The 21,434-nt window shown below is 37.1% G+C and carries 18 protein-coding genes; 10 read left to right on the forward strand and 8 right to left on the reverse strand.

The window, feature by feature from the left end:
• Positions 1–7 precede the first annotated feature (7 nt).
• Genes T359_RS0118450 through T359_RS0118460 form a run of 3 tightly spaced genes read right to left on the reverse strand, consistent with a single transcriptional unit; the run spans position 8 to position 2,113 of the window.
• Positions 8–937, reverse strand: coding sequence for an ACP S-malonyltransferase (locus tag T359_RS0118450; protein WP_026518666.1), 930 nt, complete (start codon positions 935–937; stop codon positions 8–10).
• A gap of 13 nt (positions 938–950) precedes the next feature.
• Positions 951–1,880 carry an enoyl-[acyl-carrier-protein] reductase FabK gene (gene fabK / locus T359_RS0118455; RefSeq protein WP_026518667.1) on the reverse strand — a complete coding sequence of 310 codons (930 nt, stop codon included), beginning with the start codon at positions 1,878–1,880 and terminating at the stop codon, positions 951–953.
• An 11-nt stretch (positions 1,881–1,891) separates the two neighbouring features.
• Positions 1,892–2,113, reverse strand: coding sequence for an acyl carrier protein (locus T359_RS0118460; RefSeq protein ID WP_026518668.1), 222 nt, complete (start codon positions 2,111–2,113; stop codon positions 1,892–1,894).
• Positions 2,114–2,376: 263 nt separating this feature from the next.
• Here T359_RS0118460 and T359_RS0118470 point away from each other — a divergent pair, with 263 nt between their 5' ends.
• The 3 genes from T359_RS0118470 (at position 2,377) to T359_RS0118480 (ending at position 5,135) form a co-directional block, all read left to right on the forward strand.
• Positions 2,377–3,225 carry a MerR family transcriptional regulator gene (locus T359_RS0118470; protein WP_026518669.1) on the forward strand — a complete coding sequence of 283 codons (849 nt, stop codon included), beginning with the start codon at positions 2,377–2,379 and terminating at the stop codon, positions 3,223–3,225.
• 81 nt (positions 3,226–3,306) lie between these two features.
• A complete protein-coding gene (locus T359_RS0118475) occupies positions 3,307–4,665 on the forward strand; it encodes an MATE family efflux transporter (RefSeq protein WP_035785012.1) in 1,359 nt (452 codons plus the stop codon).
• A 185-nt stretch (positions 4,666–4,850) separates the two neighbouring features.
• Positions 4,851–5,135, forward strand: a complete 285-nt coding sequence (locus tag T359_RS0118480; RefSeq protein WP_026518671.1) for an HU family DNA-binding protein — start codon at positions 4,851–4,853, stop codon at positions 5,133–5,135.
• 75 nt (positions 5,136–5,210) lie between these two features.
• Here the strand turns inward: T359_RS0118480 and T359_RS21965 are convergent, their stop codons facing one another.
• Together T359_RS21965 and T359_RS0118490 are read right to left on the reverse strand one after the other, a co-directional pair.
• Positions 5,211–6,041: a hypothetical protein gene (locus tag T359_RS21965; RefSeq protein ID WP_026518672.1), complete on the reverse strand. Its 831-nt coding sequence runs from the start codon at positions 6,039–6,041 to the stop codon at positions 5,211–5,213.
• Positions 6,041–6,868: a ParA family protein gene (locus T359_RS0118490; RefSeq protein WP_026518673.1), complete on the reverse strand. Its 828-nt coding sequence runs from the start codon at positions 6,866–6,868 to the stop codon at positions 6,041–6,043. The genes T359_RS21965 and T359_RS0118490 overlap by 1 nt, the downstream gene beginning before the upstream one ends.
• Positions 6,869–9,897: 3,029 nt before the next feature.
• On the opposite strand from T359_RS0118490, the gene T359_RS0118495 reads away from it, so the two are divergent.
• From T359_RS0118495 to larC, 4 genes are all read left to right on the forward strand, one after another.
• The gene (locus T359_RS0118495; RefSeq protein ID WP_026518674.1) at positions 9,898–11,064 is read left to right on the forward strand and encodes a replication initiation protein; all 1,167 of its coding nucleotides are present in this window, start codon (positions 9,898–9,900) and stop codon (positions 11,062–11,064) included.
• Positions 11,065–11,323: 259 nt separating this feature from the next.
• Positions 11,324–12,625 (forward strand): ATP-binding protein, encoded by a 1,302-nt coding sequence (locus T359_RS0118500; RefSeq protein WP_026518675.1) that lies wholly within the window; start codon positions 11,324–11,326, stop codon positions 12,623–12,625.
• Between the two features lie 369 nt (positions 12,626–12,994).
• Complete coding sequence (locus T359_RS0118510; protein ID WP_026518677.1) at positions 12,995–13,333, forward strand: hydrogenase maturation nickel metallochaperone HypA/HybF; 339 nt, start codon at positions 12,995–12,997, stop codon at positions 13,331–13,333.
• 21 nt (positions 13,334–13,354) lie between these two features.
• Positions 13,355–14,581 carry a nickel pincer cofactor biosynthesis protein LarC gene (gene larC, locus T359_RS0118515; protein WP_026518678.1) on the forward strand — a complete coding sequence of 409 codons (1,227 nt, stop codon included), beginning with the start codon at positions 13,355–13,357 and terminating at the stop codon, positions 14,579–14,581.
• Between the two features lie 60 nt (positions 14,582–14,641).
• Here larC and T359_RS0118520 read toward each other — a convergent pair whose 3' ends face one another.
• The gene (locus tag T359_RS0118520) at positions 14,642–15,877 is read right to left on the reverse strand and encodes an extracellular solute-binding protein (RefSeq protein ID WP_026518679.1); all 1,236 of its coding nucleotides are present in this window, start codon (positions 15,875–15,877) and stop codon (positions 14,642–14,644) included.
• A gap of 122 nt (positions 15,878–15,999) precedes the next feature.
• Here T359_RS0118520 and T359_RS0118525 point away from each other — a divergent pair, with 122 nt between their 5' ends.
• Positions 16,000–16,947: a GTP-binding protein gene (locus T359_RS0118525; protein ID WP_026518680.1), complete on the forward strand. Its 948-nt coding sequence runs from the start codon at positions 16,000–16,002 to the stop codon at positions 16,945–16,947.
• Positions 16,948–17,078: 131 nt separating this feature from the next.
• Positions 17,079–18,494, forward strand: coding sequence for a sensor domain-containing diguanylate cyclase (locus tag T359_RS0118530; protein WP_026518681.1), 1,416 nt, complete (start codon positions 17,079–17,081; stop codon positions 18,492–18,494).
• A 2-nt stretch (positions 18,495–18,496) separates the two neighbouring features.
• Here the strand turns inward: T359_RS0118530 and T359_RS0118535 are convergent, their stop codons facing one another.
• The gene (locus T359_RS0118535; protein ID WP_026518682.1) at positions 18,497–19,855 is read right to left on the reverse strand and encodes an MATE family efflux transporter; all 1,359 of its coding nucleotides are present in this window, start codon (positions 19,853–19,855) and stop codon (positions 18,497–18,499) included.
• Between the two features lie 107 nt (positions 19,856–19,962).
• On the reverse strand, positions 19,963–20,946 hold the full coding sequence (gene pta / locus T359_RS0118540; RefSeq protein WP_026518683.1) for a phosphate acetyltransferase: 984 nt from the start codon (positions 20,944–20,946) through the stop codon (positions 19,963–19,965).
• Positions 20,947–21,169: 223 nt separating this feature from the next.
• Between pta and T359_RS0118545 the strand changes: the two genes are divergently transcribed.
• Positions 21,170–21,406: a hypothetical protein gene (locus T359_RS0118545; protein ID WP_081795669.1), complete on the forward strand. Its 237-nt coding sequence runs from the start codon at positions 21,170–21,172 to the stop codon at positions 21,404–21,406.
• Positions 21,407–21,434: the final 28 nt, after the last annotated feature.

Below are 21,434 nucleotides of genomic sequence, written 5' to 3' on the forward strand. Positions count from 1 at the left end.
CTCTGATTCAGACCGCAAGAGCTTCCTTCACCTTCATCAGAGACTCCATATCGCTTACATTAAAAATCCTGGCCTCAGGCGCAATCCTCTTTACGAAGCCTGACAATGTCTTTCCGGGGCCACATTCAATAAATGTATCAATACCATCTGCTATCATATTTCTTATGGTTTCTTCCCACCTGACACTGTTTGATACCTGAAGAGCCAGTGTTTCAGCCATATCTGCTTTATTTTCCGGGTATGGTCTGCCGTTCATATTTGCATAAAGAGGTATTTCCGATTTATTTAAATTAAATGTTTTTTGATCCTGAAGAACACTTTTTATATGCTCTGTGGCCTTACTCATATAAGGTGTGTGAAAAGGTCCTCCCACTGCTATCTCGACGAATCTTATTTTTTTCTCGGAAAGCTTGTTTTTTAAATTTTCGATTTTTTCTTTTTTTCCTGAAACCACAATCTGTCCCGGACAGTTATAATTTACCGGAAAAACCCCTGTTTCTTCGCAAACCTGCTCGAGTTCACCCCTGTCCATTCTAAGAACGGCCACCATGCTTCCTTCTGTTTCTTCAGCAGCTTTCTGCATGGCTTTTCCTCTGGAACAGACAAGCTTGAATGCATCTTCTTTCGACATAACCTTTGAAACGGCAAGTCCAACCACTTCTCCCAATGAAAATCCCGCTGTTGCATCAGCTTTGATGCCTTCGCTTTCCAATGCCATAACACTTGCTATGTCAGCCAAAAACACACAGGGCTGGGTATTTTCTGTTTTTTTCAGCTCTTCTTCTGTTCCACAGATTATCTGAGATAATGTTCCCGGCCTTATAGCTTCCGCAACTCCGAAAAAATCATGCACTTCTTTTATGTTCTCAAAAAATTCCTTTGCCATTCCCGGATACTGGCTTCCCTGCCCCGCAAGTAAAAATGCTATTTTTCCCATTTATTTCTCCCATTCATGTACCCATCAGAACAAAAGCATCTCTGCATATTCCGGTTACTATTTCCTCGCAGGTATTTTCACTGTTTACCAGACCTGCGATCTGTCCACACATGCAGGATCCTGTTTTTACATCCCCTTCAATCGCTGCTCTCCTGAGGGCCCCTGCTCCCATCTTTTCAAGTACCTCTGCAGGTGTATCTGCCTTTGACTCCAATTCATTAAAATCACGTGTCATTCTATTTTTCAGCGCTCTTACCGGATGTCCAAGACTTTTTCCCGTAACGATTGTGTCTCTGTCCTTGGCTTTTAATACTTTTTCCTTATAATTCTGATGAACATTACATTCTTTTGCCGTAAGGAATCTTGTTCCCATCTGGACAGCCTTGGCTCCCAGCATAAACGCTGCAGCCATTCCACGGCCGTCTGCTATTCCTCCTGCTGCAATTACAGGGATGTTCACAGCATCAACAACCTGTGGCACCAGCGCCATTGTCGTTGTTTCACCTACATGGCCTCCGGATTCACATCCCTCTGCTACCACCGCACAGGCTCCCATCCTCTCGGTCATAACAGCCAGGGGCACACTGGCTACCACGCAGATCACCTTTACTCCTGCATTTTTGAGTTTTTCCATGTATTTCGCAGGGTTTCCCGCTCCCGTGGTAACAACCTTTATTTTTTCTTCGCAGACCACATCCACGGCTTCTTCGATATATGGACTCATCAGCATGAGATTTACACCAAAGGGCTTATCCGTCAGACTCTTCGCCTTTTTTATCTGCTCCCTGAGCTGCTCACCGTTTGAGTTCATCGCGGCTATAAGCCCCAGGCCTCCTGCATTTGATACCGCAGCTGCCAGCTCAGCGTCTGCAATCCAGGCCATTCCTCCCTGAATAACCGGATATTCTATGCCCAGCAGCTCGCAAATCGGATTTTTTTCCATTTCTGCTCCTCTTACTGCTTCTCGATCAGTTCTGCAAGTTTTTCAATAGTTGTTATCTCCTGTGAAAGTTCGATCTTGCAATCCAGTTCTTCCTGCATCTGCATAACAAGCTCCATAATGTCCAGTGAATCAAGTCCAATATCTGTAAAAGTGTCTGTGGCTTTGATCTCTGATTCCTCCTTGTCCAGATACTCCGCAATTATTCTGATGATTGTTCCCTTAACGTCTTTCATTTTTCATTCTCCTTTTCCCTTAATTTTCCATTCCCTTTTTGTTCACCTTTTATTCCTTTTTCAGTCACTTGTGCCCAAAAAGCCCTTGAAATCACTTATTTCTTTGCTACAATAAACTTGGGGCTTACCCCCAGGTCAAGAATTTTTTTGAATAAATTTTATCGAAATTATAACCATCAAAATTTGGGGCATTTTAGCCCCGAAAACCATTTTTATGACTTACTTATCGTTTTTGACACAAAAATCGAAATTAGAGGGCAAATATGGACAAAAATAATTATTCCGGGGATAAAATGGATTATTCACTCAGCGTAGGACAATTCGCCAAGCTCTGTGAAACCACAAGAGACACTTTGAGATATTATTATGAGCAGGATATTCTGATTCCAAGAATCGATTCCGAAAACGGATACCATTATTATTCAGCTTCACAGATCAGCTCATTCTTTTTTATCAGCACAATGAGGCAGGCGGGTTGTTCGATAAAAGAAATTAAAAATATAATTCATAATTCCACCAAGGATAGTCTCACAAACATGGTTAATTCCAAAATTCTTGATATGCAGATGCAGCTTTATCTGATAAATAAAAAAATCAGTTCTCTCCATCTCGCTATGTGGATACTTGGAAAATATGATTCCGATAATTCCGGAATCCCTTCTCTGGACATTATTCCCGAGATCAGTATAACCGCAACTGAAATTAAAAATTCCGGTAAAGCATATCACACAGCTGACATAGCATCAGACATTTCCGTTCACCTAAAAACAACCTCAAGTGAAGGTGCTCTTTCCGGATTTCCCACCGGTGTGACTATTTCTTATGCCGATCTTGTGAATAAAAAATATGTTTATAACAGCATTGTCAGTTTATCTCTTCTACCTGCCGATAATATTCAAAGCAGGCCTTTAAACAGTACTCTTGCCGTCACCTGCTACCATGACAATATGGATATCAACATTGATGAAACTTACGAAAAAATAACACAATTTATTCAGAATAATAATTTAATTCCCTGCTCAGATCTGTATTCCATCAGTCTTTTTAATTTATACAGCAAGGAAAAAATGCATAATTATTTTAAATATTTATTTATTTGTGTTACACAATAGAAAATTCTCTTATGATTATTTTAAATACATGCTATACTTTGTACTTTGAGCGAAAAACAAATTATAGAAAAGGATATTCAGATGAACACAAAAGAAAACAAAATGGGTGTAATGCCCGTAAAACAGCTGATAATCAGCATGTCCCTGCCAATGATGCTTTCGATGCTTGTGCAGGCTCTCTACAATGTTGTTGACAGTATATTCGTTGCCCAGATTGGTGATGGCCAATCCGCACTTGCCGCAGTTACACTTGCATTCCCCATGCAAAATCTGATGATTGCAGTCAGCTCCGGTACCGGTGTCGGAATAAATGCTCTTTTATCCCGTTCTCTTGGCGCAAAGGATTTTGCAAAGTCTGATTCAGCTGCAAATAACGGACTTCTGCTTACATTTATCAATTACATCATTTTCCTGGTTATCGGAATATTTTTCGCCGGTGCTTTTATTAACACTCAGACTTCAGATCCAATAATCAGGTCCTATGGAACAGAATACCTCAGTATTATTTGCTGTTTTTCAGTGGCACTGTTTTTCCAGATGACTTTTGAGCGACTTCTCCAGTCAACAGGAAAGACTCTTTTCAGCATGATCTCTCAGGGAACAGGTGCTATTGTTAATATTATTTTTGATCCTCTTTTTATCTTTGGATTTGGTCCTATTCCTGCTCTTGGAGTTGCAGGTGCTGCATATGCCACTATTTTAGGCCAGTTAATCGGTTGTTCCATCGGTATCTTTTGCAATTTGAGATTTAATAAAGAAATTAATTTTAGTTTTCACAAAATTATCGCTCCCGATTCCTCAACCATCAGAGATATCTACTATGTAGGTGTTCCCTCAATTCTTATGATGTCAATCGGTTCTGTAATGACCTATATGATGAACCTTATCCTTGGTACATTTTCATCTATAGCCATCTCTGTATTTGGTGTTTATTTCAGACTTCAGAGCTTCTTCTTTATGCCTGTTTTCGGACTTAACAATGGTCTTATTCCCGTTCTTGCATATAATTACGGAGCCAGAAACAAGGCCAGGATCAAAGAATCTCTTAAATTTGCTCTGATACTTGCCGTTTCAATCATGTGTATCGGTGCTGTATGCTTCTTATCCATTCCCGAAGCGCTTCTGCATTTATTCAACGCTTCAGATGAGATGATCAGCATCGGCGTTCCAGCTCTTCGTACTATTTGCCTCTCATTCCCGCTGGCAGGGGTTTGTATAGCCATGGGATCCATATTCCAGGCCTTTTCCAAGAGTTTTTATTCTCTTATCGTATCTGTAGGCCGTCAATTGGTTGTGCTTATTCCTGCAGCCTGGCTTTTGTCCAGAACCGGAGTACTTGCAAATGTGTGGTTTGCCTTCCCTATTGCGGAATTAGCCTCACTTGTTCTTTCAACCTTCTTCTTTACTAAACTTTACAGATCCACTGTTTCAACTCTCTGATTTGCTCTGAATTATCCCGGAGTTTATTTTAAAAAGTATTGAATTTAGCGGTTTTTAAGTATAGTGCACTAAAAACCGCTATTATTTTAGGCATTTTTGCGCACAAAACGTCTTGTATAGCGCATAAAATGGGTGTACAATTTTTTTTGTAGTTTAATAATCCTATTTTGAGGGAGGTAAAATCCATGAATAAGACAGAACTTGTTGATGCTATTGCAAAAGAGACCGGTCTTACCAAGAAGGAATCCGAGAAGGCTGTTAAGGCTTTCACAGACGCTGTTTCTAAGGAACTTAAGAAGAAAGGCAAAGTTCAGCTTGTTGGCTTCGGTACATTCGAGACTGCTAAGAGAGCAGCTAGAACTGGTAAGAACCCTCAGACTGGCGCAAGCATCAAGATTCCTGCAGCTACAGTTCCTAAGTTCAAAGCTGGTAAGGCTCTTAAGGACGCTGTTAACGGCAAAAAGAAATAATTTAATAATATGCTAAAAAAGCCTTGAGACTTCCGGTCCCAAGGCTTTTTTCCTGCTTTTCTCAAGATAAATTTTTTATTGTCTTCCTCTAAGTCTTTCTTCGAGTTCTTTATGAGCCTGATAAATATCCATATTTTTCATCATATCCTGCTCGATAAGACTTCTGATGTACTTAGTTGCTGACATATTGGCTGCTTTAGCCATATGTTCAACATAGTCTCTGTATCCTCTGATGTCCAAAAGAAGGAATTTATCCTTCTCATATCTGCTGTTTTTCTCCCCTGATGCTGAAGATGCTGCTCTTCCTCTTCTTGCCGGCTGCTGAGGCATTACAGGCTGCTGGATTGCTGCATACTGATTGTTGTACTGTGCCTGCATTAAAGGCTGATTTATCTGCTGAAGGTTATTTGCATACTGGTTAGCATACTGGGGCTGATTTACGGGCTGATTCATGTACTGAGGCATAGTCTGAGCAGGCATGGGATTAACCGGCTGAACATAAGGCTGCTGATACTGCTGTGGCTGCTCATTCTGTACGTATGGCGCTGCAGGAACAATTGTGGGCTGTGGTTCAGGTATGGTTTCAGGTACAGGTTCAGGTATTGGCTCAGGATCCTTGGAAACAACTGGCTGCGGTTCTGTAGCCACTACAGGCTCCGGAGCAGGCTCATTAACCATTTCCGCTACTGGCTCTTTTTCCGGCTTGATCTCAGGTATAATTTCAGGTTTTTCCACCACCTTCTCGGTGTCCTTTGCCTCTTCCTTCACAGGTGCCTTTTTTTCTGCATTAGAGGCTGTTTTTGCCTCCTCTTTTTCACTTGCAGCATTAAGTGGTTTCATGCCCTGAAAAAGTCCTGTACCGGTCTTTTTGGCGCCCTGTTTTAACATACTAGCTTTGCTTGCCATTACTTATCCCCTCCTAAATACTCATCAATGAAATCATCATAGTCTCTTGCAGCCTGTGATCCTCTTGAATATGCAAACAGATCCATTTTCATTGTCTGCGCTTCTTCAACTGAAACATTAAGTCTTATCTTGGAGTCGTATACCTTGGTTCCCAGAAGCTCTGCCTTTTCTTCAATATCACTGATCCAAATCTTTGAATTGGATGTGTTTCTTACCTTGGTTACAAGGATTCCGGAAACCTTTAATTTATCATTGGTAAAATCGTGAATCTGGTCTATAAACTTATAGAGTCTTGATAATCCCTGAAGTGAGTATGCACCTGGCTCAAGCGGTATTATTACTTCATCCGCAACGGTAAGAATATTCATCAGTACCACTCCCAGGGCAGGGCTGCAGTCAAATACGCAGAAATCATACTCTTTTTTGATCTTTTTGAATGCGTTCTTGATAAGTCGCTCTCTGGCAACCATATTGAAGGTCATATCCGCTGATGCAAGATCAATTCCGCCTATGATCAGGTCAAGATTCTCTCCGATGGGAATAATTGCTTTGTTGATGTCCTTATCGCCGCTCATAACCTCAAAAAGCTTAGCAGGAACATTATCATAAAAATATCTCTGTTCTTCCTCTGTAAGGTTCTCAATATCCTCAGGATCAGGATCTATCTCATTCAGGTCGATGCCTGCTGTCATTGAAAGATTTTCCTGTGGATCCGCATCTACCACAAGAACCTTATACCCCCTATTTGCAAGGCCTACAGCCATAGCATAACTGGATGTAGTCTTGGCTACACCGCCTTTCTGATTACTGAAAGCAATAATACGCATATCTCCTCCTATAAAACTTATATATGTTATTTATTTTATTATTTCCCCACATGATATTATATATATTATTCTATTTATTTTCAATATGTAATATTTTTTATATCTTTGTTATATTCTATATTTAAAATATATGATATATAACATCTATAATCCCCTCTTTATGATATATGACACATATAAATTATATCTTTATTCATCAATTATATTTATATTATTTATATTCTTCTTTTTATATATTGTATATATTTCAAAAAATATAATATATTATATATTCATGTTATATAACTTGAATCACATATTTAACATCCATATATTCTATGTTTATATGTTATATATCATATAAACATGTTATATTATATGTAATTTATCAAATTTGTATCTATATAATATATAACATAAATATATCATATTCATAGATATATATTTTATATAATTTTCTATTTAGAATATTGATCCACAATATTATATAACTTATATTTCATGCATTATAAATATTTTTCTAAATGTCAGCTGGATATTATTTAAATAATTATATATATTATATATATTTTAAATAAATGTTGTATTGAATTACCCCAGAGCAGATATGATCTAGCAGTTTCATTTCAGCATTGTTATATAACATATATGTATTAACATTTTCGAATCCAGGTCTTTTTATTTCCGTGATTCTGGATTATAAAGCCAAAATATTTTTGTTATATGTTTTTTATAACAACTATGAACATATAAATATATATATATCTTTTATATTTATTATTGATATTATATATCTTAAATATTAAATGAATATGTTATATATCTTCTATTCTCTATATTTTATAGATAGTCTATATTTATTATATTGTCAATATATTATTAAAATGAAATATTATATATATCTTCAATAATACATATTTATATCTATATTATATAATCTATAGAAATTAAATATTTCATTTTATAAATGTGTTTTATATTATGTATGTACTATATATCTTATATTACTAATATTTGTTAAATTGCATATTTAATAGAAATATGTAATTTAATAAATATATATTCATTAATATAAATATTGCATAGATCAATTATATTAGATATAATAAATATATATTAATTAATAAATTGATATAATATATTTTATATGTTCTACATATCTTATATGTAACATATAGATATACATGATGATCACTCATCACAATTAAACCCAGGACAATAACTTTATAAGCTGAAATAATAATGATTTATAGCCTATATATTTATCAAAATTTTGAGCCTGGAAGAAGATAGAGCAAAAAAAGAGTGCCAGATCAAAAATTATAGGATTGTATTAATATTGATCAAGAATAGTGGTGATATTAATCATTTTTCTCTTTATTGCATTATTTATTCCCTTAATGATAAATAAGACAGGTGAAAAGTATCAAAAACGAAAAAATACATTATATACAATTTATAAATTATAATATCATGTAATTGCAAAACAAATTATTATTAAAATAATAGATAAAATCGATATAAATAATAAATGTATGCATAATTAATATATAGTGTTTGCAAGTAAATATGCATAATATCAATTAGAAAGTAATAGAATTATTATAATATCAAAAGATATATATCATGTATTTCCGCTGTTTTCACGTATAATTATATTTAGATATAATAATATATGTTACTTAGAGTTTATAAATAGAAAATAAACTAAAAAATTTACCAAATGAGTCGATTAATAATCTAAAATGGTCAGTTAAACAGTTGAAATGTATTCTTCAAAATGCAAGTAGATATAGGAAGATATCTTAAATAATATAAATATAAAAAATAATTGATATTAAATAATTGTTATGATTTATTATTAAAAAAAGTAAGAAAATATAATAATTATATGTAAATATAATATAAATTTTAACTTGCAATCAATTCTTATCTAATATAATAAAATCAAAAATTAATAATTCAATTTTAAGATAAAATGTTAAAATTCTAAATAACATCTGATCAAAAATCTTTTATTAAATTAAATTCTTCCATTTCCGGACTTATTTTCTTAAAATATAAAAGAAACAAAAAAGGAAATAGAACATCCAGTAGCACTAATATTTTGATTACTCCAAAGATGTTGTTTATTTATTTAAATAAAACTACAATTTATTATTAATTAATATAATCAGGAAGTAGCATGGATACTGGATTTATCCTGGTTTTAGGTGACTAAAAAGGGAAAAATAAGTAATCAAAAAGGGGCTCAAAGGTTAAGTATTTGGGTAGTATAAGTTATATGAATTGGCGTGTTGCAGAAAACCTGAAAAGTGACATAAATTGGGGCTATAAGATCATATAAAGGGACGAAAGGTGACAGGAAAGGGAATAAGATTCATTTCTGTCTCTTTTTTTATCATAAAAAAGCTTAAATGCTCTAATATACAGGCTTCAAGAAGGTATGAAAATGATTAAGGTGACCAAAAAGGGAATCTATAGGTAATAAAAAAGGGAATGAAAATATATTGAAAGGATTATAGAAGAGTGAAGGAGCAAGCTGCGATATTGAAACATATAAAAGGTGACTAAAAAGGGAATAATTTTATAGTATTATGACTTAAAGGTGAACAAAATAGGAATAGAATAGTATTCAGACGTCCAAATGAGCACAAAGGATCCTCATATAATCAGGACTTAAACAGATATAAAGAAAATACAAGGATATACATGTTAAAAGTGAATAATTTGGGAATAAAAATAACCTTTTTAGTCAATCTGAAACGGTCAATAGAGATATAAAAGGGCGCGTATATCTTGAAAGGTGCATAGAAAGGGAACTCAGAGTATTAACTAATAAAGTCAACAAAATATAGAAATCGAAGAGGCCAAAACCCACTAAATATGGGAAAAAATAGCTTGAAAGTGACAAAAAAGGGAATATAATAAATTATAGAGTTTACAAAAAGGGAACGTTATTTATTTCTAATTACTTCGTAGGTGACAGAAAAAGGAAGAATCCCGGTTCCTTAAAGGTGTATAAAAAAGGAATATCCAGTGGGGGTGACATGCAAAAGGACAAAAAAGAGCAGCTTATTGTCAGCAGCAAGAGCTACAAGAAATCCAATGAACTGATCAATGCTATGGGAAAGGGAACGGCGCTGAGCCAGAAGCTTTTTGCCATAGGAATGCAGAATATTACAGTGGATGATACTAACAATGTTGTAGCTACTATATATGGATCAGAGCTCAGGAAAATGTTTAAATCAAGCTCAGGATCATTATATGAGCATATAGAAGCGCTTTGCGACCGACAGATTAAGGGAGCCACAATATTTGACTGGAATCTTCTTATGAAGGACAAGGAAAATGGCAAAATTGAGGCTCATCAGGTGGTTACTGATGCTTCTTTCAAAAACGGTACTCTGACATTAAGATATAACAATTCATTAACAGATAAAATAGTAAATCTGAAAAAAGACTACACTGTACTGAGTTTATCCGATACTTTGAGTCTCAAGAGCGTATATTCATTACGATTATATGAGATGCTTAAATCTGCTTATGATCATAAGAGATATATCACAAAAGAGGCCGGTGTGCAGGTCATTGAATATAATCTGACTGAGCTCAAGCTGGAGCTTGGAGTAATCAATTCCGGCGGCAGTAAAGAAATAAAGAATGAGCTCGGTAAAGACTATCCTGATTACGATAAAATCGATGAAATTGCCGAGAAATTGGGCCAAACCAAATACAAAGAATATAAGATTTTCAATAGAAATGTTCTGAGTAAGACTAAGGACGAGCTTAATCTTAAGACAAGTCTTGAAGTAGATTATGAACCCATGAAAAGCGGCAGAAAGACCGTAGGAATCAGGTTCTTTGTAAATAAAAAGGATATTATCTCAGAAAAGGAAAAAGTAGTTCCCGCCAATAAAGATGAGATATTGGATGAACTGATCGACCTGATGCATGATGATTTCAAGCTTAGAGAGATCAGAGAGATTGCGGAAACTGCGGAGTATGATATTGAAAAGGTTAAAAAAGCATATGAATATATGCAGACCTATAATACTACAATTGAGGTTCCAATAGCTTTCATGAAGGAATGCATCAAAAATGAATATTATCTCAATAAGGCAAAGCCAAAGAAAGCTCAGAATAATTCATTCATGAATTTTGAACAGAACAATTATGATTTTGATGAACTTGAAAAGTTGCTGGTAGATAACTAAAAAAATAGATAATCCATATATGATATATATCATATATGGATTATTTTATTACGAGAAAAACCCAAAAATGAGGCTTTAACGAAATGATATATAACACATATAACGATTTATCTGATTTATATGTGTTATATATTTTATATTGCACAGAATTGGAAAATAATAAAAATATAATATTTACAATATGGATGATTTTATAATAATCTGAATTAATAGTACTGTAGCGCTTTATCAGACCTTGGGGCCTGAAATGGAGGATAAAATGGAACGTATTGTGGCGAAGCTATTAATATACGGGGATTTGCCTGAGGATTCTATTCTTTTGAATTTGTCAAAAGTCTGCAGAGATCTTCACAGTCTTGAATATAACAAAGAGGATCTTATATCCAGGGTATACAAAGAAGTAAAGAAACTTCTGGTATTAGGGACTAGCTGTGCGTTTGATAAGAATTTATGGCACAATTATCTGACTTATCTGCTGATCATGGATGAAAACCCATTTAGTCTCACCTGTGAGAAGGTAGGCAGCAAGGATGGAAGCGTGAATCATTTTGCCATAAATGATTTTCATGCATACAGGGAACTTTTCAACTATGATTTTTCAGAGCTGGAAGAAAAGTTAGGCATAGACTGTTTTTCCTGTATAACGGACTATAGAGCTATAGATAAGCCTGAACTTATGTATAATTCAAACGTAAGTGAGAAAGTAAGGGCTTTGAGCGAGCAGCTGGAAAAAACAGCATCAGATGACGAATTTTTTGCCTGTATTACCGATTTTTATAAAAAAATAGGTGTTGGATACTTCGGACTGAATAAAGCCTTCAGAATCAGGGAAAAAGAAGCAGGTGAGGTAGAATTTACCGCAATCAACAATATGGACAAAGTAGTTCTTGATGATCTGGTGGGCTATGAGATTCAGAAAAAGAAGCTTATAGACAATACCAAAGCTTTTGTTGCAGGCAAAAAAGCAAATAATGTGCTGCTGTTTGGAGACTCAGGAACAGGAAAATCAACAAGTATCAAGGCAATAGTCAATGAGTTTTACGGCGACGGTCTTAGAATGATCGAGATATATAAATATCAGTTCAGGCTGCTTTCACAGCTCATTGCACAGCTTAAAAACAGAAATTACAAATTTATCATATATATGGACGATCTTTCCTTCGAAGAGGATGAGTCAGATTATAAGTTTCTGAAAGCCGTAATTGAAGGCGGTGTGGAGACTAAACCGGATAATATCCTGATCTATGCAACTTCAAACAGACGTCATCTTATCAAAGAGACATGGAAAGACAGAAGAGATGTTGAGCAGGATGGCGATATTCATCGTTCCGATACCATGGAGGAAAAACTGTCTCTTGCAAACAGATTCGGAGTAACGATAGGGTATTATAAGCCTTCAAGGCAGGAATATTATGATATTGTTTCAGAACTGGCTGCAAGGCATGGAATAACCATGGAAAAAGAGCAATTATTCAGGGAAGCAGACAGGTGGGAATTAAATCACGGAGGAATTTCCGGAAGAACAGCGCAGCAATTTATTAATTATATTTTAGGACAATAAAAAAGCATATAATAACTTGCGCTATTATATGCTTTATGGATTCCATTTTAAATTTGGGCAGTCATATGCGCAGCCCTGAAGACTTTCGTTTCTGACTTCGCAGGAGGCATTTCTGCAATCGCGGCATCTGAATGTATAGTGGTAAGAATACCGTATTTTACAGGCTTTGCAACAAAACGGCATATTGCTGTTGCGGGCCGTAAAGGTCCTTCCGCAGCCCATGCATTGCTTGACAAGATTGTGGGACATAGTACACCTCCTTATAATACTATTATTGACTATATATATGCATAATCAATTAAATTGCGATAAAATGATAATAAAATAAAAAATATAATAAAATGTTTTAAGAGGACTTATATGCATGAAATGAGCTATCTGATGAGGATGATTTCGATGGCAGCTGAGGTTGCTGAGAAGAACGGAGCAAAAAAAGTCACGAAAATAGTCGTAGATGTAGGAAAAACAAGCGGTGTAATGCCATATTACATGTATAAATACTATCCTGAAGCGTCAAAGGGGACAGTTCTTGAAGGAGCCGAGCTTGAATGCCTGGAGATACCGGTAAAGGCTTTTTGCGAAGAATGTAATAAAGAATATTATCCTGTTCGTGAAAACAGGTATTTATGCCCCCATTGCGGCGGAAGAAAAGCAAGGATCATTGAAGGCAGAGATGTAGCACTTAGGAATGTTGTTATTGAGGATTGACATAGAAAATGGAGGTTCTTTATGAAAACTCTTTATCTGGAATGTAAGATGGGTGCAGCAGGGGATATGCTTGGAGCAGCACTTCTGGGATTATTTGATGAAACAGATGCTATTTTAAAGGATTTAAATGAAATAGGCATCCCTTTTGTAGAATTCCGGCTGGAAGAATCAACTAAGTGTGGAATTGTGGGAAATCATCTGAGAGTAATTATAAATGGCGAAGAGGAAGAGCCAGGCCATTCCCACGAGCATTCCTATGAGCATGATCATGACCATAAACATACTCATGAACATCATCATTCCCACAAATCATTGTATGATATCGAAGAAATCATAGAAAATCTGAACATTAACAAAGAAATCAAGAGCGACATCCGTGAAGTTTATGAGCTACTGGCTGAAGCTGAAAGTAAAGTGCATGGCGTTCCGGTTCAGGAAATACATTTTCATGAGGTGGGTAACATGGATGCAATTGCAGATATTACTGCATTTTGTTACCTGATGCACGAGCTTGATCCGGAAAAAGTAATTGTTTCTCCTATCAATGTTGGGGGAGGAACTGTTAAAACAGCACATGGTATTCTTCCTATACCTGCACCTGCTACAGCAGTGCTTTTGGAGGGGATTCCCTGTTATCAGAGCAATATTGAATCTGAGCTATGTACGCCCACAGGAGCAGCTCTTATCAAGTATTTTGCTTTTGATTTTTCAAATCAGCCTGTTATGGTTCCGGAAAAAATCGGTTATGGCATGGGAAAAAAGGATTTCCCTCAGGCCAATTGTTTAAGAGCTGTTTTAGGCAATGCAAGAGAAGATACAGAGCAAATAGTGGAAATATCATGTAATGTGGATGATATGACCGCTGAAGAAATAGGATTTGCTATAGATATGTTATTTGAAGCAGGAGCTGTGGAAGTTTATACCACAGCTGTAGGAATGAAGAAGGGCAGGCCGGGTACAGTTATCAGCTGCATGTGCAGGACTGATGAACGCGAAAAAATGGTAGATCTGATGTTTAAGCATACAACAACCATTGGAATCCGGGAAAATATCTGCAACAGATATGTCATGGCACGTGAAATCAGGAAAATAGATACTCCTTACGGAGAAGTCAGAGTAAAAAAATCCTATGGCCACGAAGTGTGCAGAGAAAAACTTGAATATGATGACATTGCAGGAATAGCAAGGCTTACAGGCAAATCATTATTGGAATTAAAGAAAGAAATAAGTGATGAAATAGATAAATAATATAAAAGGCGCTACCGATTGAACGGTAGCGCTGTATTTTTTTTATCGATTATTTATATTTTATTCATTGGCAAGTTTATTAATCTCTGTCTGAGATTTCATGATGGTTTCACTGACGGATTGTTCACCGTTTATGCAGCTTACAAGCTCTTTTCCGAACACTTCCTCAATACGGGACCATTTGGTTGTTCTTGGGCGAACTCTTGAATTATTGGTGCCTTTGTAAATTGCTTCAAAATAAGGATATTGCTGGATAATAGCCTCATCTCTGAAAATACTCTTCCTTGTAGGGATACCGCCGTCTTTCAAGGATTCGCGCTGAACTTCTTCGCTGGTAAGGTAGATTGCAAGTTCCAGTGCAAGTTCTTTATTTGCAGAATTTTTGGTTACCCCCAGGAGCCAGTTACCAATCTCGCCGGTTGGTAAAGCAGCAGAAGAAGCTGTTTTTTTACCGGGGATCTGAGCAATTTCTGCAGTCTGACCACTTCCCGATATAAACCATGAAGGCCATCCTAAAGCGATAGCTCCTTCTCCGGAGTTGATATTGCTAATGAGGTCATCTTTTTCGAGATTTGCACCGGTAGCGAGCAACTTACAGTAGAATTCAAGTGCATCCCTGCTTTCCTGTGAATCAATGATAACATTGTTGTTTGAATCAAATATATCTCCGCCGAAAGCCCAAAGAATCGGAAGAAAGTCGGAAACGATGGGATTTCCGCTCTGTCCTCGGATTACGTAGCCGTTTTTCCCGCTATCCTTGGCCTCCTGACAGATATTTAATATGCTTTCCCAATCAGACATGTCCGGGTTGGAGCCGGTAAGGTTTTTATTGTAAAATAATAATTGGACATTTCCGGAGAACGGAAGCGCGTAGGTGGCTCCCAGTGGGTATGGATCCTTGCCCAGCAGCCTGGATTTTTCAACAAAATCTTCATCATCGGAATAACCAAGAGAAGTCAGGTTGCAAAGAATATTCTGTTCAATATATTCAGGCATTAATGGGTCATCTATCATGACAATGTCATATGTAGCCACATTGTTTGAAGCATCGGTAAGCACCTGGCTTCGAATGTCATTTGCGGACATAGAAACGACTTTTATCGTGCATCCGTGCTCAGATTCGAATTTACCCTTTACCGAATTGATAACATCGGTAAAAGATCCGTCCCTTGCTGCGATAGTAAGCGATGTATCGCCTGTTGAGGCTGTATTTTTTTGTTCTGCGCCACATCCTGAAAGAGAAGATGCCAGCATCGCCGCAAGCAGGGTTGAGGCTATAATTTTAGTCCATTTCATAGGCGTTTCCTCCACAAGGTTATACAAGGATATATTATCATATTCCGATATATTATGTATGAAAATAAAATTACCTTATGATTAAATTATAAATAAAAATTAAATAGAAACGGGATGAAGAAATGATAAAGCTAGATTTAATTACTGGATTTTTGGGCTCAGGTAAAACAACTTTTATTAAGAAATACGCGCGATATTTTATTGATAACAATGAGAGGATATGCATCATTGAGAATGACTTTGGCGCCATAAATGTGGATATGGTCATGCTTCGAGAACTGGAATCGGACAACTGTAATCTTGAGATGATCGTAGGGGGAGATGGTCAGGAAGCCCATAAAAGGAGACTTAAGACAAAATTGATCTCCATGGCCATGCAGGGCTATGAGAGAGTGATCATCGAGCCTTCGGGTATATTTGATCCTGATGAGTTTTTTGATCTGATATATGAAGAACCACTGGATAGATGGTATGAAATCGGCAATGTGATATGCATTGTGGATCCGACCCAGGATAAAAATATTTCGGATAATTCTAAATATATCCTTGCTACTGAGGCTGCAGGAGCAGGAATAATATTATTCAGTAAAGCAGGTTTATGCAGCAGACAGGAGCTGGATTATTCCAAAAAGTTTCTTGAAGAAACAATGAAGCAGTTTGGATGTCTTAAGGAAAACACAAATATTGAAATTATAGATGCTGATTGGAACAAGCTGGGCGATAAGGACTTTAGTAGAATAATTAATTGTGGATATAATAAAATGAGTTATATTAAGATGCCAATTGTTGACGGAAATAAATTTGATACTATTTTTTATTTCGATTTTACAATGGAGCAGGAATTACTTCGGGATAATATCAGAAAAATATTTGCAGATTCTCGCTGCGGCTTTGTCCATCGTATTAAAGGTGTAGTAAAAGGGAATGCAGACTCTTTTTATGAAATAAATGCCAATAGGCAAGGTATTACAGAAAAAGAGGTCAGTGCGGACAGAGCAGTTTTAATTGTGATAGGAGAGAATCTTAACAAGGGCATATTGACGGAGTTTCTGGGGGAGCCAACCCTGTAAACCGTGAACATGTCTGACAATTTACGAAATAATTCCCGAAAAGGCTTATAAATTGTGCATTTTTGCAAAATTGTAGTATAATATTCTTTAGGTGGCTGTTAAATTGCTGTTTTTTTTAGGGGAGACATACTATGAATGAGGGGATCGGAGACGGTAAGATAGGATATTCTTCAGAAGCTAATTTTGCACCTAATGATATTCTTTACATGCTAAGGGACTTGCCGGATGCATGTTGTATTTTTAAGGTTCTGACAGATCCGTTCGGAACTGTTAAAGATATGCTTTTTTTATTTGCCAACGAGAAGTATGCGGCAATATGTGGCAAGCCCATTGCTGAACTTATTGGCAATACTTTCTATAAGACTGTATCCAATATGGATGAGGACTGGTTGAAATTCAGTTATCAGGCCGCCATATTAAGACAATCTTCCATGAATCGCACTTATAATACCAGAATGGACAAATGGTACGAATTTTGGGCTGTTCCGGTTTATCAAAAAGGATTCTGTGCTTTCATAATTCATGATGTTACCACAACTAAAAGAGACGAAGATCACAACATTTTTGCTACAAACACCAGTAATGTCATTATTGAGTGTGCCAAGGAACTTACTACATCAGAGTATCATAAAGGTGTAAAAAAGGTTCTTAAAAGGTTGGGACAGACCATAGAAGCAGACAGAGTATTTGTTGCCCAGATGAAGGACAGAAAAATCGAAGAGATATTTGAGTGGATGAGCAACACTACCACCCTGGATATGCCGCTTAGAAAGGTATTCGAAAAATATGATATCCCTATGATGTGGGATAAGCAGCTTCAGGGCAAAAATGTCGTTATGGTAGATGATACGAACTGCATAGCAGACGTTAATGAAATAGTTTATCAGGATATTCTCGCGGGAAGAGTATCCAATTATATGATAGCTGCCTTAAAGGACAAAAAGGAAGTTATAGGTTATCTGGTGGCTGATAATTATTCAATAAATCTGCAGATCAACGTAGCAGAAGTATTTGAATCAGTTGCTATTTTCCTTGCAGCTGAGATGAGAAATCATGATCTGAATCAGGAACTTATGTATTTAGGAAGCCATGATGCCCTTACAGGACTAGGAAACAGATATGCCCTTAATCAGACACTTTATCTTCTTTCCGGTATGAAAACAACGGTTGGTGTATGCTATTCAGATATCAACGGACTTAAATCCATCAATGATGCCAAGGGGCATGAATTCGGCGATCAGTTGATCAAGGATACTGCTGAGATTTTTGCAGGTGTTTTTAAGAAAAAATATTGCTATAGAATCGGTGGAGATGAATTCATAGCAATTGTTCCCGAAGTTGATGAGGTCAGATTTAATGCGCTTGTTCAGAAGCTGGAGAGTAAGACGAAAAAAGTCTCACTTGCCATCGGACATGAATGGACCAATAATTCCGGTGCAATAAATAAAGCTGTGAAGAATGCTGATGAAGCTATGTACAGCAGTAAGGCCGATTATTATGAAAGTCATGAAAGACGTCAGCAAAATATCAGTTTAAAGAGCAAGTGATATTATTTGGCATATGATGCATCCACCTTGTTCTCCCAATTGCTCCTATTAAAATATATAAGCATTATTATGCTGCAGATAAGCCATCCTGCGGGATAGGCGATCGAAATAGGATAGATTGATGTAGTAAGGTGAGATGCTATAAAAAGATAAATCTGCCTGAACAGCACAAAAGAGCTGAGCATGATATACATGGGAGCTTTGGCGTCACCGATACCACGGAGGGCGCCTGCGTGTGTCTGGTTACTGCAGCACAGAATATCAAAAAAGCAGTTCATTCGGATGAATAAAGTGCCAAAACGGATTACTTCCGGATCGGAATTAAACAATTTAACAAGCTGTGGTGCCGCTAAAAATTCCGGGATTACCAGCACCAAAGTGCATACTGCAGCAATTAAAAGGGCTTCTCTGATGCCCTTTTTTATTCTGTCTACATTGCCGGCTCCGGCGTTCTGTCCAACGAAAGTGGTGGCTGTCAGTGCAATGCTCTGCATAGGCAGCATGACAAAATTATCAATTCTTCCGTAGGCTCCCCAGCCTGCAGTGCTGTGTTCTCCGAATCTGTTTATATATCCCTGAACAAATAAATTAGAGAAAGAAATAACAGCTGTCTGTATTCCGGCAGGCATTCCTATAGTGATTATCTGCTGTATTATTTTTTTATCGATTTTTAATTCGGATATTCTGAGTCTATATACTTCCTTGCTTCTTGTCAGAACAATAAGCGTCAAAAAAGCTGAAACAAACTGAGAGATTATGGTTGCATAGGCTGCGCCTGCCACACCTAATCTAAGGTTTACAACAAAATATATATCAAGAATTATATTAAGAACAGAGGTTATTATAAGAAAAATAAGAGGTCTCACGGAGTCCCCAACAGCCCTTAAGATGGCAGATCCGATGTTGTACAGCATAAGGCCCAGGATACCGAGAAAATAGATCTGAAGATATTGTTTAGCCAGGGGCATTACGCTTTCAGGTGTGGACATAAAAACCAAAAGGGGCGGAGTGATGAAATATCCGAATACCATAAGGACAAGTCCCAGTAAGAATGTACATGCTATAGACGTGTGTACCGCTTTGGAAAGCCCTGCGTTATCTTTTGCGCCAAAATTATGTGAAATAATTACACTGGCTCCGGCTGAAAAACCCATAAAAAAGCCTACCAGTGTAGTGATGGCGGGGGCAACGCTTGTAACCGCACCAAGAGCGCTGGCGCCGACAACGCGGCCAACGATGATACTGTCGATAGTGTTATATAATTGCTGGAAGACATTACCGGCTAACAGGGGAATGGCAAAAAGAATAAGCTCTTTTCTGATATTTCCCTGAGTCATGTCCATAGTAGATGTTTTTGACATGGAATCCTGCTTTCTCTGATTAAAATAGGCCATCGCCGGAAGCGATAGCCTATTGATGTATAACCTATGTATAATTATAAAACTTGTTTAGCCAAAAATCAAAGTCATTATGCAAGTGAAGCAGTAATGATAGCCATTGAATAAACTTCGATGGCGTTGCATCCACGTGAAAGATCATTGATAGGAGCGTTAAGACCAAGAAGAATCGGTCCGTATGCTTCGAAATTGCCCATTCTCTGTGCAATCTTGTAACCAATGTTACCTGCGTTGATGTCAGGGAAAATGAAGGTGTTAGCGTGGCCTGCTACAGCAGATCCGGGAGCCTTCTGCTTAGCAACGCGAGGTGCTACGGCAGCATCAAACTGAAGCTCTCCGTCGATCGGAACATCAGGATACTTCTCCTGAGCCTTCTTTGTTGCGTTCTGCATCTTTGTAACTGTATCGTCCTTTGCTGAACCCTTTGTTGAGAATGAAAGGAAAGCAACCTTAGGATCGATTCCGAATCTCTTAGCGCAGTTAACTGTCTCGCCGCAGATCTCAACAAGCTCATCCTCGTTAGGATTGATGTTGATACCGCAGTCAGCCATTGCAATCACTTCGTTCTCCCCTGTTGCTGAAGGGCGAACAAGGATAAAGCAAGAAGAAACGATAGTGTTTTCAGGCTTTGTCTTGATGATCTGAAGGGCGGGACGAACTGTATCAGCGGTTGAATATGTAGCACCGCCGAGGAGGCAGTCGCCATAGCCCATCTTTACAAGCATAGTTCCGAAATAGTTGGTCTGCTTAAGCATAGGGATTGCCTTCTCAGGAGTCATTCCTTTGCTCTTTCTGAGTTCGCAGAACTGCTCAACCATCTCATCAAATTTATCATAGTTATCAGGATCAATGATCTTAGCGCCTCTGATGTTGTATCCGGCATCCTCAGCAGCCTTGTTGATCTGTGCCTCGTTGCCGAGAAGAATAGGCTTTAAGAAATTGCCTGCAAGAAGACGTGAAGCTGCTTCAAGAATTCTTGGGTCTGATCCCTCAGGGAAAACAATAGTCTTAGGGTTCTCCTTAAGTCTCTGAATCATGTCACCAAATCCGTACATATATTTATCCTCCTTATAATAATACAGGTTTTAGTATCTTTTTATAAAAAATGTAAGCGCATACATTCATGCGCAATAGGCATTATAGCCTTTTGAAAAACATAAAAAATTGATTTCGCTCAAGTTTACTTGACATCTTTTTAACATGGTTTTGACATCTTTATCGCCGTTATATTAGAATGTATTGCATATTTATTATCTAAAAAAGCGAGGTTATCTAATTATGAATATGAATCCTATGCTGCTTATGCAGCTTCAGCAGAGATTAAGCCAGTTTCAGCAGGACCATCCCAAGGTAATGCCTTTTTTCCAGGCTGTAGGTAATAATGCTGTTCAGGAGGGTACTGTTTTTGCCATAAAAGTTACCACTCCCGACGGTAAAACTCTGGAATCCAATATCAGACTTACTGCCAATGACATTGAAACCATAAACATGATGAAAAATGCAAACAATCAGTAATAAAAAAAGGGGATGAATAACAAGAGTT

Source organism: Butyrivibrio sp. MC2021 (assembly GCF_000621605.1).
Classification (GTDB): domain Bacteria; phylum Bacillota; class Clostridia; order Lachnospirales; family Lachnospiraceae; genus Butyrivibrio.

What these genes read in the sequence shown, in the direction of transcription:
- T359_RS0118490 (WP_026518673.1), bottom strand. Translation starts at nt 6,868, where the DNA reads ATGCGTATTATTGCTTTCAGTAATCAGAAAGGCGGTGTAGCCAAGACT.
- T359_RS0118545 (WP_081795669.1), top strand. Translation starts at nt 21,170, where the DNA reads ATGAATATGAATCCTATGCTGCTTATGCAGCTTCAGCAGAGATTAAGC.
- T359_RS0118470 (WP_026518669.1), top strand. Translation starts at nt 2,377, where the DNA reads ATGGACAAAAATAATTATTCCGGGGATAAAATGGATTATTCACTCAGC.
- T359_RS0118475 (WP_035785012.1), top strand. Translation starts at nt 3,307, where the DNA reads ATGAACACAAAAGAAAACAAAATGGGTGTAATGCCCGTAAAACAGCTG.
- T359_RS0118520 (WP_026518679.1), bottom strand. Translation starts at nt 15,877, where the DNA reads ATGAAATGGACTAAAATTATAGCCTCAACCCTGCTTGCGGCGATGCTG.
- T359_RS0118510 (WP_026518677.1), top strand. Translation starts at nt 12,995, where the DNA reads ATGAGCTATCTGATGAGGATGATTTCGATGGCAGCTGAGGTTGCTGAG.
- T359_RS0118495 (WP_026518674.1), top strand. Translation starts at nt 9,898, where the DNA reads ATGCAAAAGGACAAAAAAGAGCAGCTTATTGTCAGCAGCAAGAGCTAC.
- T359_RS21965 (WP_026518672.1), bottom strand. Translation starts at nt 6,041, where the DNA reads ATGGCAAGCAAAGCTAGTATGTTAAAACAGGGCGCCAAAAAGACCGGT.
- T359_RS0118460 (WP_026518668.1), bottom strand. Translation starts at nt 2,113, where the DNA reads ATGAAAGACGTTAAGGGAACAATCATCAGAATAATTGCGGAGTATCTG.
- fabK (WP_026518667.1), bottom strand. Translation starts at nt 1,880, where the DNA reads ATGGAAAAAAATCCGATTTGCGAGCTGCTGGGCATAGAATATCCGGTT.
- T359_RS0118535 (WP_026518682.1), bottom strand. Translation starts at nt 19,855, where the DNA reads ATGTCAAAAACATCTACTATGGACATGACTCAGGGAAATATCAGAAAA.
- T359_RS0118450 (WP_026518666.1), bottom strand. Translation starts at nt 937, where the DNA reads ATGGGAAAAATAGCATTTTTACTTGCGGGGCAGGGAAGCCAGTATCCG.
- T359_RS0118530 (WP_026518681.1), top strand. Translation starts at nt 17,079, where the DNA reads ATGAATGAGGGGATCGGAGACGGTAAGATAGGATATTCTTCAGAAGCT.
- pta (WP_026518683.1), bottom strand. Translation starts at nt 20,946, where the DNA reads ATGTACGGATTTGGTGACATGATTCAGAGACTTAAGGAGAACCCTAAG.
- T359_RS0118480 (WP_026518671.1), top strand. Translation starts at nt 4,851, where the DNA reads ATGAATAAGACAGAACTTGTTGATGCTATTGCAAAAGAGACCGGTCTT.
- T359_RS0118500 (WP_026518675.1), top strand. Translation starts at nt 11,324, where the DNA reads ATGGAACGTATTGTGGCGAAGCTATTAATATACGGGGATTTGCCTGAG.
- larC (WP_026518678.1), top strand. Translation starts at nt 13,355, where the DNA reads ATGAAAACTCTTTATCTGGAATGTAAGATGGGTGCAGCAGGGGATATG.
- T359_RS0118525 (WP_026518680.1), top strand. Translation starts at nt 16,000, where the DNA reads ATGATAAAGCTAGATTTAATTACTGGATTTTTGGGCTCAGGTAAAACA.